At 63.6% G+C, this 14,231-nt stretch carries 12 protein-coding genes and 1 pseudogene; 12 read left to right on the top strand and 1 reads right to left on the bottom strand.

What is annotated here, in order from left to right; genetic code table 11:
* Nucleotides 1-67 precede the first annotated feature (67 nt).
* From Amn_RS21060 to Amn_RS21025, 8 genes are all read left to right on the top strand, one after another.
* Nucleotides 68-1,057 (top strand): ABC transporter permease, encoded by a 990-nt coding sequence (locus Amn_RS21060; protein WP_115731047.1) that lies wholly within the window; start codon nucleotides 68-70, stop codon nucleotides 1,055-1,057.
* The gene (locus Amn_RS21055) at nucleotides 1,057-1,851 is read left to right on the top strand and encodes an ABC transporter permease (RefSeq protein WP_067958813.1); all 795 of its coding nucleotides are present in this window, start codon (nucleotides 1,057-1,059) and stop codon (nucleotides 1,849-1,851) included. The genes Amn_RS21060 and Amn_RS21055 overlap by 1 nt, the downstream gene beginning before the upstream one ends.
* Nucleotides 1,851-2,936, top strand: coding sequence for an ABC transporter ATP-binding protein (locus tag Amn_RS21050; RefSeq protein ID WP_067958817.1), 1,086 nt, complete (start codon nucleotides 1,851-1,853; stop codon nucleotides 2,934-2,936). Before Amn_RS21055 ends, Amn_RS21050 begins: the two co-directional genes overlap by 1 nt.
* Before the next feature lie 110 nt (nucleotides 2,937-3,046).
* Complete coding sequence (locus tag Amn_RS21045; protein WP_067958820.1) at nucleotides 3,047-4,546, top strand: NAD(P)-binding domain-containing protein; 1,500 nt, start codon at nucleotides 3,047-3,049, stop codon at nucleotides 4,544-4,546.
* A gap of 10 nt (nucleotides 4,547-4,556) precedes the next feature.
* A complete protein-coding gene (locus Amn_RS21040) occupies nucleotides 4,557-5,057 on the top strand; it encodes a CMD domain-containing protein (protein ID WP_067958823.1) in 501 nt (166 codons plus the stop codon).
* A complete protein-coding gene (locus tag Amn_RS21035) occupies nucleotides 5,054-5,629 on the top strand; it encodes a peroxidase-related enzyme (RefSeq protein WP_067958829.1) in 576 nt (191 codons plus the stop codon). The genes Amn_RS21040 and Amn_RS21035 overlap by 4 nt, the downstream gene beginning before the upstream one ends.
* Nucleotides 5,630-5,659: 30 nt before the next feature.
* Nucleotides 5,660-6,274, top strand: a complete 615-nt coding sequence (locus tag Amn_RS21030) for a helix-turn-helix domain-containing protein (RefSeq protein WP_067958831.1) — start codon at nucleotides 5,660-5,662, stop codon at nucleotides 6,272-6,274.
* 70 nt (nucleotides 6,275-6,344) lie between these two features.
* Nucleotides 6,345-7,424, top strand: coding sequence for an NAD/NADP-dependent octopine/nopaline dehydrogenase family protein (locus tag Amn_RS21025; RefSeq protein WP_083948502.1), 1,080 nt, complete (start codon nucleotides 6,345-6,347; stop codon nucleotides 7,422-7,424).
* Between the two features lie 92 nt (nucleotides 7,425-7,516).
* On the opposite strand, the gene Amn_RS21020 is transcribed toward Amn_RS21025, so the two are convergent.
* Complete coding sequence (locus Amn_RS21020) at nucleotides 7,517-8,398, bottom strand: LysR family transcriptional regulator (RefSeq protein WP_067958837.1); 882 nt, start codon at nucleotides 8,396-8,398, stop codon at nucleotides 7,517-7,519.
* A gap of 205 nt (nucleotides 8,399-8,603) precedes the next feature.
* Here Amn_RS21020 and Amn_RS21015 point away from each other — a divergent pair, with 205 nt between their 5' ends.
* The 4 genes and pseudogenes from Amn_RS21015 to Amn_RS21000 all read left to right on the top strand — a co-directional run bounded on the left by Amn_RS21015 (nucleotide 8,604) and on the right by Amn_RS21000 (nucleotide 14,199).
* Complete coding sequence (locus Amn_RS21015) at nucleotides 8,604-10,097, top strand: penicillin-binding protein 1A (RefSeq protein WP_502874733.1); 1,494 nt, start codon at nucleotides 8,604-8,606, stop codon at nucleotides 10,095-10,097.
* Nucleotides 10,001-11,200 (top strand): annotated as a pseudogene (locus tag Amn_RS21010) (peptidoglycan D,D-transpeptidase FtsI family protein); the annotation flags it as partial. The gene Amn_RS21015 and the pseudogene Amn_RS21010, both read left to right, overlap by 97 nt.
* Before the next feature lie 175 nt (nucleotides 11,201-11,375).
* Nucleotides 11,376-12,995 (top strand): TadE/TadG family type IV pilus assembly protein, encoded by a 1,620-nt coding sequence (locus tag Amn_RS21005; protein WP_286291586.1) that lies wholly within the window; start codon nucleotides 11,376-11,378, stop codon nucleotides 12,993-12,995.
* A 277-nt stretch (nucleotides 12,996-13,272) separates the two neighbouring features.
* Nucleotides 13,273-14,199 carry a LysR family transcriptional regulator gene (locus Amn_RS21000; protein ID WP_286291584.1) on the top strand — a complete coding sequence of 309 codons (927 nt, stop codon included), beginning with the start codon at nucleotides 13,273-13,275 and terminating at the stop codon, nucleotides 14,197-14,199.
* The last annotated feature ends 32 nt before the right edge of the window (nucleotides 14,200-14,231 follow it).

Below are 14,231 nucleotides of genomic sequence, written 5' to 3'. Positions count from 1 at the left end.
GCGCGATGACTGACCTGCCGGCAATACCTGGCGGTACAAGTTGGGCTGCGCCAACCGAGATTGTTTGATGGTGAGTAGCAACACGACAGCCGGCTATGCGGCAGGGCGAGGCGACGCGCCGGTGCCCAAATATTCGACCGGCATCGCCAAGGTGGTCAATTCCGCGCTCTACCGGCATACGCTGGGGGCCGCTGTCGAGTCCCGCATCGGCCGGATCATCCTTCTGGCCGGGGTGCCGCTGGTCTGGCTGATCATGCTGCATGTCGGACCGATCTATCAGATGCTGAAGATCAGCCTGATGTCCCACTACCCGGTGCTGCCGGGTGTGGAATCGCACTTCACCCTGGACAACTACGCGATCTTCTTCAAGGAATCGCTCTACTTCACGCCGCTGATCAAGAGCTTCATCTTCGCCACGGCAGCGACGGCGGTGACGCTGGTTGTGGTCTACCCGGTGGCCTACTACGTCGCCAAGGTCGTCAAGCCGGAGGGCCGTTCCAAGGCGCTGCTGTTGCTGCTGGTGCCGTTCTGGGCCGGTGAGTTGATCCGCACCTTCTCGGTGATCATGCTTCTTGCCAACCGCGGCGCGGTCAACGTGCTCTTGCGCGAGATCGGCCTGATCGACCGGCCGATCCCGATGCTCTACACCTCGTTCTCGCTCGGCTTCGGCCTGGTCTACCTGATCTGCCTCTACATGCTTTTGCCGCTCTATTCGGCGATCGAGAAGATCCCGGGACAATATCTGGATGCGGCTGCCGATCTGGGCGCCGGTCCGTTCACCCGCTTCCGCCGGATCATCCTGCCGCTGTCCAAGGACGGCATCGTCTCGGGCTGCTCGCTGGTGTTCCTGACCTGCATCGGCGTCTTCGCGACCCCGATGCTGCTCGGCGGACCCAACACCGTGCTGTTTCCTGAAACCATCAGCGGCTTCTTCCATGGCGCCAGCGACAAGTGGCCGGTCGGCGCCGCCTTTGCGCTGATCATGCTGGTCACCGCCTTGATCACCGCAGGCATCTTCATGCGCCTCGTCGGCGGCAAGAAAAGGAGTGCATTCTGATGCGCAACATGTTTGCAGACGCTCCGCGCACGTCGCTGACGGCGATCTACTGGGCCTTCCTGCTTTACCTGCTCCTGCCGCTCACGCTGATGATGGCGATGAGCTTCAAGGACGCCAACTTCGTCGCCTTCCCGATCGGCGATTGGACCCTCGACTGGTATGCCAAGGTGATGCAGGACAAGCAGTTCCTGGAAGCCTGCCTGTACTCGGTGATGATCGCCGCCGCCTCGACGCTCGCCGCAACCACGCTCGGTACCTGGATCGCCATGCTGATCGTCGCCGAAGGCATCAAGGGCCAGGTCATCATCTTCGCGCTCGCCTGCCTTCCGGCTGTCGTGCCAGGCATGATCTCGGCCATCTCGCTGCGCATCTTCATCTCGACAATCGACATGCCGACGGGAACCGCGGCCATCATCCTCGGCCACACGGTGCATGCAGTGCCCTTCGTGGTGGTGATGGCGCTGACCCGCCTGCGCTCGATGCCGGGCAATCTCGTCGATGCCGCGCGTGACCTCGGTGCCGACAGCATCGTTGCCTTCTTCCGCGTCACGCTGCCCTATCTCGGGCCGGCGCTTGTCGGCGGCATGATCTTCTGCGTGCTTCTGTCGATCGACGACTTCGTGCGCACCTTCTTCCTGGGCGGCTATCGTCCGACCCTTCCCATGCTGATCTTCGCCAAGGTGCAGGGCGGCATGTCTCCTGAAATCAACGCAATGGCGACACTCGTCCTGGTGGTTACCGCCGCCGTCGGACTTTACGCCGAATACATGACCCGCCGCGCGAGGACCCGCTGATGCAACCCGTCGTCCAGTTCGACAATGTCACCAAGAGCTACGGCAAGCATGTTGCCGTCGAGAACCTGAACCTCAGCATCGAGGCGGGCAAGTTCGTCACGCTGCTCGGCCCGTCCGGCTGCGGCAAGTCGACTTCGCTGCGCATGCTCGGCGGCTTCGAGACGCCGAACTCCGGCCGCATCCTGCTCGGCGGCAAGGACGTGACGCGCGTGCCGCCCAACAAGCGCAACGTCAACATCGTGTTTCAGGACTACGCGTTGTTTCCGCATATGAGCATTGCCAAGAACATTGCCTTCGGCCTCGAGCTCAAGGGGTTTGACAACCAGCACATCCACCGCCGCGTCTCGGAGCTGCTCGAGCTTGTCCAACTGCAGGATTATGCCAAGCGGTTGCCGTCGGAGCTGTCGGGCGGCCAGCGCCAGCGCGTCGCGCTGATGCGCGCCTTGGCTCCCGATCCGGAGGTGCTGCTGCTCGACGAGCCGCTGTCGGCGCTCGACGCCAAGCTGCGCCAGCAGATGCAGATCGAGCTCAAGTCGATCCAGGAAAAGACCGGCAAGACCTTCATGTTCGTGACCCACGACCAGGAAGAGGCGCTGACCATGTCCGACACGATCGTGGTCATGAACAAGGGCCGCATCGAGCAGATGGGTGACCCGAACACGCTTTATGGCCGTCCAGGCTCTGTGTTCGTCGCCAACTTCATCGGCGAGACCAATCTTTTGCGCAGCACGGTCGTCGGCACCGAAGGTGACCAGGCAGCGCTGAACTGGAACGGCGTCACCATCAAGGCAGCACAGGGCGGGCTTACGCCAAAGGCCGGTGACCACCTCTATGTCGTGCTGCGCCCCGAGGCGATCCACTGCTCGGCCGCCGAGCCGGAGAGTGGCAACCGCATCAAGGGCAAGATCCGCCAGCGCGTGTTCAAGGGCAACCACACCTCGCTTTCGGTCGAGGTCGGCGACGGGACCATGCTCAATGCGCTGGTCCATCCCGCCGACGTCAGCCAGCTCAATGGCGAGGAAATCTGGGTCGGCTGGAAGCCAGAGACGACGACGGTCATCCCCGACCGCCACGCGCACAACTGAGACGACAAACAGGCGGCAAGGGCGGCGCGCGTCGAGAACCGGTGCGGGCCGACAGCAGGCAGGGCAGGACATGCGACATGACGAATTCGACCGGACACCAGGGGCGACCTATGGCGTTTGACGTACAAGCGCCGTTGCAAGCGGCCGCCGCCGGCCTCGCCGAGCTCGAACAGCGTGTTCGCGACGAGCTGGCCTGCCTGTGCTACCCGCCGTCGAACTGGGTGGTGCCGACATCAGCCGAGGGGGAAGAAAAGGTCCATGACGTCGTCGTCATTGGCGGCGGCATGTGCGGCCTGGTCGCGAGTTTCGCCCTCTTCGGTGCCGGCATCCAGAACATCCGCATCTTCGACCGCAGCCCGACGGGCTTCGAGGGGCCGTGGCTGACTTATGCCCGGATGGAGACGCTGCGCTCGCCCAAGCAGTTGACCGGCCCGGCCTATGGCATGGCGTCGCTGACCTTTCGTGCATGGTATGTCGCCCAGTTCGGCAACGATACCTGGGCTGAACTCGACAAGATCCCCCGGCCGATGTGGATGGAGTATCTGCGTTGGTACCGCAAGGTGCTCGACCTGCCGGTCGAGAACGGCGTCGAGGTCAAGACGATCGTGCCGGAAGGCGAATTGATGCGGCTGACGCTGTCGGGCGAGGGCGCTCGGGAAAAATCGGTGCTGACCCGCAAGGTGGTGATGGCGACCGGCCGTGACGGCATGGGCCATCCAAGCATTCCCGGTTTTGTCGACGGCTTGCCGCGAAACTATTGGGCGCATTCCTCCGATGCAATCGACTTCGCTGCCCTGCGCGGCAAGCGCGTGGTCGTTGTCGGCGTCGGCGCATCTGCCGTCGACAATGCCGCCGAGGCGCTGGAGGCAGGAGCGGCGGAAGTCCGCCATCTCATCCGCCGCAAGCAGATGCCCTGTATCAACAAGCTGATGGGCATCGGCTCGTTCGGCTTCACCGCTGCCTTCCCGCAGCTCGGCGATGCCCGGCGCTGGCAGATCATGAACTATTCGCTGCGCACCCAGACGCCAGCGCCGCGTGGCTCGACGATGCGTGTCAGCCGGCATCCCAATGCCTGGTTCCATTTCGATGCGGCGGTCGAGAAGGCCGAGCTCGACGGCGACGAGATCGTCATCTCGACCTCGCAGGGCAAGGCGGTCCGCTGCGACTTCCTGATCCTCGGCACTGGCTTCGGCGTCGATCCGCTGGCGCGCAAGGAGCTCGACGGTTACGCCGACAAGATCCTGCTGTGGCAGGACCGCTTCACGCCACCTGAAGGCCAGGAAAACACCGAGCTTGGCAACTACCCCTATCTTGCCAACGACTTCACCTTTCTCGAACGCGAGCCGGGACAGGCACCGTGGCTGGCCAACATCCACAGCTTCAACTCCGGGGCGGCCGCCAGCCTTGGCAAGATGAGCGGCGACATACCGGGCATCAGCGAAGGTGCGGCGTGGCTGGCGCGCGAGATCGCCGCAAAGCTCTACAGCGAGAATTTCGGCCAGTACTGGCAGCGCCTGCTCGACTACGACACGCCCGAACTGCGCGGTGACGAGTGGACGGCATCGCCCTTGCCGGACGAAGCGCCGGCAGCCGCCCGCAAGCAGGCATAAGAGGAACGGCATGACTGACACCATAGACGTGATCGCCGCGATCGTCGGCATAGCGCCGGGCAGCGAACTGGCGGCGGTCGTCGCCGGCCGCGCCGACATCATGGCGCTAACCCAGCAGACGCATGATGCGGCGCTGACGCCCGCTGAACCCGGCGGTCTCACCCATGCCGAGCGCGCAGCCCTGGCCTGCCGCATCGCCAAGATCAACGACGCCGGCGATTTCGAGGCGCATTTCGAAACCCTGCTCGACAGCTCGGGCGCCTCAGGCGACACCGCGCGCATTGCCGACATCTGGTTCGACGGCGGCGGCGACATCAGGCTCAAGGCCCTGATCCGCCATGTCGATCTCGTGGCACATGCGCCCAAGGATGCGACGCGCCGCGATATCGAACTGCTGCAGGAAGCCGGGCTAACCGACGCCGACATCGTGCGCCTGTCCGAGCTCGTCGCTTTCGTCAGCTATCAGATCAGGGTTGCCGCCGGGCTGCGGCTGATGCGGGGACTGGCATGAGCAAGGTCGTTCACGAATTCACCACCGCGGTTCCCGAGTGGAAGCCATACGTCAAGCCGCTCGATCTCGCGGATGCCACTCCGGCACAGCTCGAGGCGCTGAAGATCACGCCGTCCAACACCAAGGTGTCGGACTACGTGCTGGTGCTGGCCCATGACGTCGAGACGCTGACTCACCGCTCGCCGCTGTTCAACGGGGTGATGTACAACAAGGGCGGCCTGTCGCGCGCCGAGCGCGAGATCGGCGCCGTCGGCGCGTCGATCGTCAACCGCTGCATCTACTGTGCGGCGGTGCATGCCAGCCGCTACAACCAGCTGGCCAAGGACGAGACCGTCATTGCGGCGATCTTCGCCGACGGTGTCGAAGCGGTAATTTCGCCGCGGCTGAAGGCGATCCTCGACTTTTCGGTCAAGCTGTCGAAATGCCCCTCGGACGCCGATGCGTCCGACATGCAGGCGCTTGTCGACGCCGGTCTCGGCAAGGACGAGATCCTCGACCTGATCCTGTCGTCGTCGCTGTTCGGCTGGGCCAACCGGCTGATGCACACGCTTGGAGAACCGCTCGCCGAATAGTTGCCCGTGGCGTCGGAATGGAGAATCGGAATGAACATACATTCGGTCAATCCGCCGGAAATCGGGCCGCGCCTGCAGGCATATCGCAAGCAGCAGAACCTGACGCTTGCCGACCTCGCGACCAGATCGGGCGTCTCGCGCTCGATGCTGTCGGAGATCGAGCGCGGCAACGCCAACCCGACCTATGGCACGCTGTGGCATCTCACCCGCGCGCTCAACATCGACCTCAACAGCCTGATCAGCGGCGCCAGCGAGGAGCGTGGCGACCGCATCGACCTGCAGCCGGAGAATTTGACGCCGACCATCCGCAGCGCCGACGGCAGCTGCACGCTGCAGATCCTGTCGCCGGCCGGCATGGTGCCGCTGATCGAATGGTATCTGTTGAGCTTCGAGCTCAAGGGCAAGCTGATCAGCGATCCCCACGGCACAGGCACGATCGAGCATCTGCACTGCACCGAAGGCGAGATCGTGGTGCGCAGCGCCGGCAACGAGATGATCGTCCGCGCCGGCGAGACGGCGCGCTATGCGGCCGACGTCGCACACTCGCTGACCAGTGTTGGCCCGGCCGGTGCGCGGGCTTTCCTGGTGGTGGCATCGGGGGAGGTCGGCAGCAGCACGACCCGGGCGTTGATTCGCCCGAAATGAACGACCCCGGTGCGCCCGCAATGGGAGCGCCGGGGCTGAAATGAATTTGATCCAAAAGGGAATGTTGAAAATGAAGGTAGGTATTGTCGGCGCGGGTTCGATCGCCTTTGGCACGGCGGTGTTTCTGGAACAGCAGGGCCACAAGGCAACGCTGTGGTCGCCGTCGGGCGAGCGCACCAAGGCGCTGGCCAAGGGCGAAGCTCTGGTTGCCCAGGGCGCCGTCGAAGGCACCTTCCATCCGGCTGCTGCTCCGAGCGCCGAAGCGCTCGTCGCCGGCGCCGAAGCGATCGTGATCGCGCTGCCGGCCTATGGCCACAAGGTCGTTCTCGACGCCATCGCGCCTTACGTCAGGGCCGACCAGACCGTCATCATCAGCTCGCACGCATCCTTCGGCGCGCTTTATCTGTCGCGCCTGCTGGCTGCGCGCGGTGTCGTCGCGCCTGTTGTAGGCTGGGGCACGACTGTCGTATCCGGTCGCCAGCTCAGCCCGACGCTGGTCAACGTCAACACCGTGCGCAAGAAGGTCGATCTCGCCACCGTTCCGGCATCGCGCAGCGCCGACGGCCTTGCCGTCTGCCAGACGCTGTTCGGCGACCGCTTCGTCGACCGCGGCAGCCTGATGGCGATCGCGCTGTCCAACCTCAACCCGCAGAACCACATGGGCATCGCGCTCGGCAACATGACGCGCATGGAGCGCGGTGAAACCTGGAGCCAGGGCCAGAACGTGACGCCGAATGTCGGCCGCCTGCTCGAGCAGCTCGACGAGGAACGCATCGCCATTGCCACCAAGCTCGGCCTCGAAGTGCGCAACATCTTCCAGCACTTCCACCTGTCTTTCCACGTGCCGATGAGCTCGATCTCTGAGATGAACCAGGAGATGCACGAGGCCGGCAATGGCGGCCAGGGCCCGACCACTGCCGACAGCCGCTATGTTACCGAAGACGTGCCTTTCGGCCTGGTCATGACCGCCAAGATCGGCCGTCTGGCAGGCTACCCCGCCGAGCTGCACGAAGCCGGCGTGCGCATCTTCTCGGCCATGTATGGCCGCGACTTTACTGCCGAGAACGACCTGCTGACCGCGCTCGACCTCGACGCCATGTCGCTGGCCGAGCTCAACGGCCTTTGCCGTGACGGATATGCGATAGCTTAAGGTCTGGGCACCGCAGGCGCGGCGCTCCTGGCGGGTCGCTGCGCCGCTTTTTGTTGCTCCGGCGGCAGCTGGCCGCTGCCTCGGGGTAAGGGTCAGGCTGCGCCCGGAGCGCCGAACTGCTGCAGCAACCAGTTCTCGAAGGCCTGCATTCCAGCTGTCACCGGGTGGGATTTCAACCGGGTGAGCCAGTAGTCGCCGGTTGAAACCGTCGTCTCGAACGGCTGGACGAGGCGGCCGTCGTCGAGATTGCGCTCGAACATGTTGATCGGCACCAGGGCTACGCCGACGCCGCGGGCAGCAGCCTCGGCAAGGGCCAGCGACGAATCGAACATCATACCGCGCAACACCGGCTGCGGCGCACCTGCCGCCTCGAACCAGCGCGTCCATTCGTCGGCGCGATAGGAGCGCAACAGCTCGACGCGCGCGAGGTCCGCCGGCTGTGTCAGCCGCGCCGCCATCACGGGCGAGCAGACCGGCGACAATGGCGAGGCAATCAGCTGCATCGCCTCGGTTCCACGCCATGAGCCGTCGCCAAAGCGGATCGCCAGGTCGAGACCGTCGCCGGCGAGGTCGACACGGTTGTTGTTGGTCATGATCCTGAGGTCGAGATAGGGGTGCGCCTGGTGGAACGCCGGCAGTCGTTCCATCAGCCAGCCGACGGCGAAGGTCGCGACCACGCCGACAGTCACCACTTCGTGGAAGTGCCCCTCCTCGAACCGGCTCATCGTCGCGGTGACGCGCCGGAAGGCGTCTGTCAGCACAGGCGCCAGGGCCGCGCCCTCGTCGGTCAGCGCCAGTCCCCTCGGCAGCCGACGGAACAGTTTCACCCCGAGCAGGTCCTCGAGCGACTTCACGTGATGGCTGACTGCGGTCTGCGACACGAACAGCTCCATGCCGGCCCGGGTGAAGCTGCAATGGCGCGCCGAAGCCTCGAAGGCTCGCAGCGCGTTCAGCGGCAATTGCGACGTTTCCACGTGGTTTTGGTCCTATGCCCATATTTTTCTCATGGGTAACCAAAATATTGAGTGTTTGTCGAGGTCACGGGATTTTGCCAGTTTGCGGCCGTTATCGAACAAAACCTGCAGGTTATGACCTGTTCGCGGGCTGGGGTGGAGCCTGTGAGCTGTAGTCGTTCGCCCATTTTCCTGGGGCCTGCTTCCAACTGACAAGCTGCCCATCATGAAATTCATCAGCCATCTGTTCTCATTCCTCGTCCTGACCGGGCTTGCGGCCGCCTGCAGCCTGGCTTTGCTGGTCGCCGACATCACCAGGGATCTGCCCGACTACCGCGAACTGGCGGATTGGGAGCCGGCTGTCATGACCCGGGTCTATGCCTATGATGGCGCATTGCTTGCGGAATATGCGCGCGAGCGGCGGCTTTTCCTGCCGATCGCCGCCGTGCCCGATCGTGTCCGGCAGGCGTTCCTGTCGGCGGAAGACAAGGGCTTCTACAGCCATTCCGGCATCGACATGTCCGGGCTCGTCAACGCGGTCTGGGCCAACATGGCCAACTTCGGTTCTGGTCAGCGCATGATCGGCGGATCGACGATCACCCAGCAGATCGCCAAGAATCTATTGCTCTCCTCGGACCGCACGCTGGAACGCAAGGTCCGCGAGGCGGTTCTGTCCGTTCGCATCGAACGCGCCTTTTCCAAGGACGAGATCCTCGAGCTCTATTTCAACGACGTCTATTTTGGGCTCGGCGCCTATGGCATCGCCGAGGCGGCACTGACCTATTTCGACAAGCCGGTCGGCGATCTTTCGGTTGCGGAGGCGGCTTATCTTGCCGCGCTGCCCAAGGGGCCGAACAACTACAATCCCTATCTCAACGCCGAGCGAGCCGTCGAACGACGCAACTGGGTGATCGGCCAGATGCTGCGCAACGGATTTGTCGACCGGAATGAAGCGCGCGCTGCGGCGGCCTTGCCGCTCGGTACGAAGACGCGCGCACCGAACCTGTTGGTTGCTGATGCCAGTTACTTCACCGAGGCGGTGCGCAGACAGATCGCCGAGCAGTATGGCGACGCTGCGCTCTACACCGCCGGCCTCGCCGTGCGCACGACGCTCGATCCCAAGCTGCAGGCAGCAGCGGTCAGAGCGCTGCGGCGCGGGCTCGTAAACTATGATCAGGGCAGGGGCTTTCGCGGACCGGTGACCCGCATCGCGACCGATGGCGATTGGCAACAAGCACTTGATGGCATCGTGCCACTGGCCGACGTGCCGGAATGGCGCCTGGCGGTTGTGCTAGGCGCGGCCGACGAGGGCATCAGGATTGGCCTTCGCCAGGCTTCAGGCAGCCGGCAGGCGCGAGAAATCGCCCACATCAGCACCCAGTCGATGCGCTGGGCACTGAGGCGCCCAAAGGCGGGCAAGACATCGGCAGGCGCGCTTGCGGCCGGGGATGTCGTTTATGTTGAGAAGCAGCACGACGGCTATGTACTGCGGCAGGTGCCGGAAGTGCAGGGCGCGCTCGTCTCGATGGATCCGCACACCGGCCGGGTGCTGGCGAGCGTCGGCGGGTTCTCCTTTGCCCAGTCGGAGTTCAACCGCGCCACGCAGGCCTATCGGCAGCCGGGATCGGCGTTCAAGCCCTTCGTCTATGCCGCGGCCCTCGACATCCCAACGGTCCGCTGGCCGCTCATGTGCTCGGCGCAGTCGATCTCGACAACATAGGCATCTCGGGTATCGAGAAGTGGATCGACGGTCAGGGTCTGCAGGAGCTCAATCTCGCCGGCATGGCCGGCGATGCCAGGAAGCTGGAGCCGGTAGCTCTGACGATCGATGTCCGCGTCCAGCACGCCCTTGCCGACGAAACCCTCAAGGCGATGGCACGCTTCAAGGCCAAGGCAGGTGCCGGCCTGCTGCTCGACGTCGACAATGGCGAGGTGCTGGCGCTGGCCTCGTTTCCCGATTTCGACCCCAACGTGCCCATCGATGCGCTGAAGCCCGAGCGGCTCAACCGCATCAGTGCCGGCGCGTTCGAAATGGGCTCGACATTCAAGGCGCTGACAACTGCGATGGCGCTCGATTCCGGACAGTTCACGCTGAAGTCGGTCATCGATGCGCGCAAGCCGCTGCAGTTCGGGCGGCAGATGATCCACGATTATCGCGGCAAGTACCGCATGCTGACCATCCCGGAGGTCTTCATCTACTCCTCAAACATATCGACGGCGAGGATTGCCATGACCTTGGGCGGTGAAGCGCAGCGGGCCTACCTCACGCGCTTCGGCCTGATGTCGCGACTGCGCACCGAACTGCCGGAGAGCGCCGCCCCGATCCTGCCGCGAAGCTGGAGCGATGTGACGACGGCAACCGTCTCGTTCGGTCATGGCATTGCGGTGACGCCATTGCAGGCAAGCATGGGCATCGCAGCGCTGGTCAATGGCGGCCGCCTGATCACCCCGACCTTCATCAAGGGCGCCCCGGTCGCCGGCCGCGTCGTCGGCTCGGGGCTCGTCTCGCCTGCCACGGCGGACGCCATGCGTTACCTGCTGCGCTACAACGCCGAGGTCGGTTCCGCCAGGAACGGAGCCGTCGCAGGCTATCTCGTCGGTGGCAAGACGGGCACGGCGGAGAAGGTCGTCAACGGCCGATACGTCGAGGACCTGGTGATGACCTCGTTCATGGCCGTGGTTCCGGCCGACAAGCCGAGATACCTTTTGCTGACGATCCTGGATGAACCCAAGGGTCTGCCCGAGACATACGGCTTCAGGACTTCAGGGTGGAATGCCGTTCCACTTGGCGGCGCCATCCTCCGGCGCGTCCTGCCGATGCTTGGTTTGCAGCCGCAGTCCTTGGGGACTGGCGTGGCCTATCGTGACGGCAAGGAAATTGACGCTGCGGGAGACCTCTGAGTGCCATGCAGGCCATCTTGCGGTTGTATGAAATCCGCTAAACTCAATTTAAATTGTTTGTATGCAAAAGCCTCTGCGGGATTTCGGGGAGGCTGTCGTGCTCAAACGCTTCTGGCTGTCGAGAAGCGGTAATTTCGCGATGATGTTCGCGATCTTGCTGCCTGTGCTGTTGGCCGCCGTCGGCTTCGCGCTCGATATCGCCAATCTGATGAAGGCCAGATCGGACCTGCAGAACGCGCTCGATTCTGCGGTGCTGGCGGCGTCGCGACTGAGCGATCAGACCGGCACTCGCCAGGCCACCTTTGACGCTTTCTTTGCCGCCAACGTTGCCAACAAGCCGGCGCTGGTCAACGCCAAGGCCAAGCTCTTCGTTGAGCAGACTGTCAACGAAATAAAGACCACCGCCACCGCCGATTCCAACATCAAGTTGAACTTCTCCTTCATCTTCGGACAGAGCTCGGCCGTCGCCGCCACGGCCAATGCGTTTGAATCGAATTCCAAGCTCGAAGTCGCGCTGGTGCTCGACAACACCGGCTCGATGGGCGCGGCCAACATGGCGGCGCTGATCGAGGGCTCCAAGGAGATCATCAGGACCTTGCAGAAGGTCAAGGCCGACCGGCCTGAGCGCCAGATTCGGGCAGCACTGGTGCCGTTCGTGACTGCCGTGAACATCAAGAGCGACAAGGGTTTCAGTCAGTCGTGGATCGATACCAGGGAGCTCATCCCGCTGGATGACAAGTCGTGGAACGGCAAGAACTTCAACAACTACGACCCAAAGAATCGCATTGGCCATTGGAAGCTCTTCAAGTACCTGAAGGACAACTGGAAGAGCGGCCCGACCGGTGAATGGAAGGGTTGTGTCGAAGCCCGCAGTGGCAGCTATGCGCTTGACGACACGCCGCCCGACCTGAGCATTCCGGAAACCTTGTTCGTGCCCTATTTTGCGCCCGACGAGCCGGGCGACGCCGTCAAGACCGGCAACAATGGCAACAAATACAACAACAGCTATCTGAACGAGAAGTTGGTCGGCAAGAATGACACCGACCGCGCAAAGCAGCAATCCTGGGACAAGTATCGGGACAAGACAATTCGGGACAGTTCCATTCTCAAGGAAACCCCGAACGACACCAACGGCCCGAATTATGGCTGCGCGACGCCTGTGGTCCCGTTGACCGAGGACCTCGCCAAGATTGGCGGCGATCCGGTCAAGAAGACCAAGGGCGAGCTCGACAACATGAACTTCTGGTACGGTTCGGGGACCAACGTGTCCGAGGGCCTCGCCTGGGGGTATCGCGTGCTTTCGCCGGGCGCGCCGTTCACCGAGGGCGATGCCTTCAAGGCGCCCGATACCACCAAGGTTGTCGTCGTCTTCACCGACGGCGAAAACAACGTCTTCGGCGCGTCTTCGGAAGCCATCAACAAGTCGGACTACGGCGCCTACAGTTACCTCGACACGGGGCGCATGGGCTCGACCAGTCGTAGCGGTGCGCTCAGCAAGGTCAACGAGGCGACGAAGACCGTTTGTGCCGATTTGAAGAAGCAGGATGTCGTCGTCTACACGGTGGTGCTGGGTGCCGACACCCCGGCCAATCGCGATCTCTACAGCACCTGCGCGACGGGTCCGGGCTACTACTTCCCGACCAAGAACATCGCCGAGCTGAAGGCGGCGTTCCAGACCATCGCGAACTCGATCTCGCCGCTGCTGATCACCCATTGAGACTGCTCGATCATGCGATGGGACAAGCCGTCGGGCGTTAAGTCGGCCCAATGGCGTGGCCGATCAGGCTTGTGCGGCTGGCCGATGTCGCGCTGGAGGTAACTCGGGAGAGAAGACGGGCGACCATGGCGGCGAAAGCGCCGCAACACGCGCCTGACTGTATCAGAGATTTTCTTCATAGAAACGACCGGCAGCTGTTTCATAGCTCTCCACGATTTGCATGCCGCCATGCGTCGGGTACAATGAAGTACCGTCACTCTTGGCATGAAGGAATTTCATGAAACAGGGCTCCCGCCTGCCGCCGCTGCAGACGCTCCGCGCCATGGCAGCGGTGGCGCGCACACGCAGCTTCACCAAAGCGGGCGAGGAGCTCGGGCTGACCCAGACGGCCATCAGCCATCAGATCGCGCAGCTTGAAGCCTGGCTGGGCACGCCGCTGTTCGTGCGCAGCAGGAAGGGTGTCGAGCTGACAGTCCTGGCCGACAAGGCGATACCTGATATCGTCGCGGCGCTGTCGGCGCTGGAGGCGGTGCTGGAGACGGCGCGCCCGAGCCTCCGGAGCGAACAGCTCAGCATCTCGACGACACCGGAATTCGCCAGCCAGTGGTTGCAGCCGCGGCTCGGCGGCTTCTGCGTCGCCCACCCAGAGATCGACGTCAGCGTGACCATCGAATACCGGCGCGCCCGCTTCGACATCGACAAAATCGGCGTTGCGATCTGTCTGGCGGGGACACTGCCGGGCACCGAAGCCTTCCGCCTTACCGAGGACTACGAATTCGCCGTCTCGTCACCGGCCGTTGCCAGGGCTCTGCCCAGTCGCCAGGCACTGCGCGCGGCACCCTTGCTGCGCTATGAAGGCGCCCGGCACACGGTGCTGGATTGGGAGCGCTGGCATGGGCAGATCTACGACGGGAAGGGGCAGTTTCCTGCTGTCGACGGCGTGGAGGGACCGTTCGATTTTCAGGCCGGGCCGAGCTTCCCGACATTCTCCGACATGATCGCGGCGTGCCGGCAGGATGCTGGGCTGGCGTTGGTACGGTCCTCGCTTGTCGCCGACGACCTCGCCGCGGGGCGGCTGGTCAAATGCTTCGACGAGATCATCCCGTCGGACCTGCAGTACCACCTGGTGACGTCGCCGGCACAAAGGCGAAGCCCAGGCGTGATCGCCTTCAGGAAATGGATCATCCAGCAGATGACGGGCTAGCAGGAAGGTCTGCTTCGCCGGCCGCATGCCGT

Source organism: Aminobacter sp. Y103A (genome assembly GCF_030294925.1).
Classification (GTDB): Bacteria; Pseudomonadota; Alphaproteobacteria; order Rhizobiales; family Rhizobiaceae; genus Aminobacter; species Aminobacter ciceronei.
This window is presented reverse-complemented; position numbering and strand designations above follow the sequence as displayed.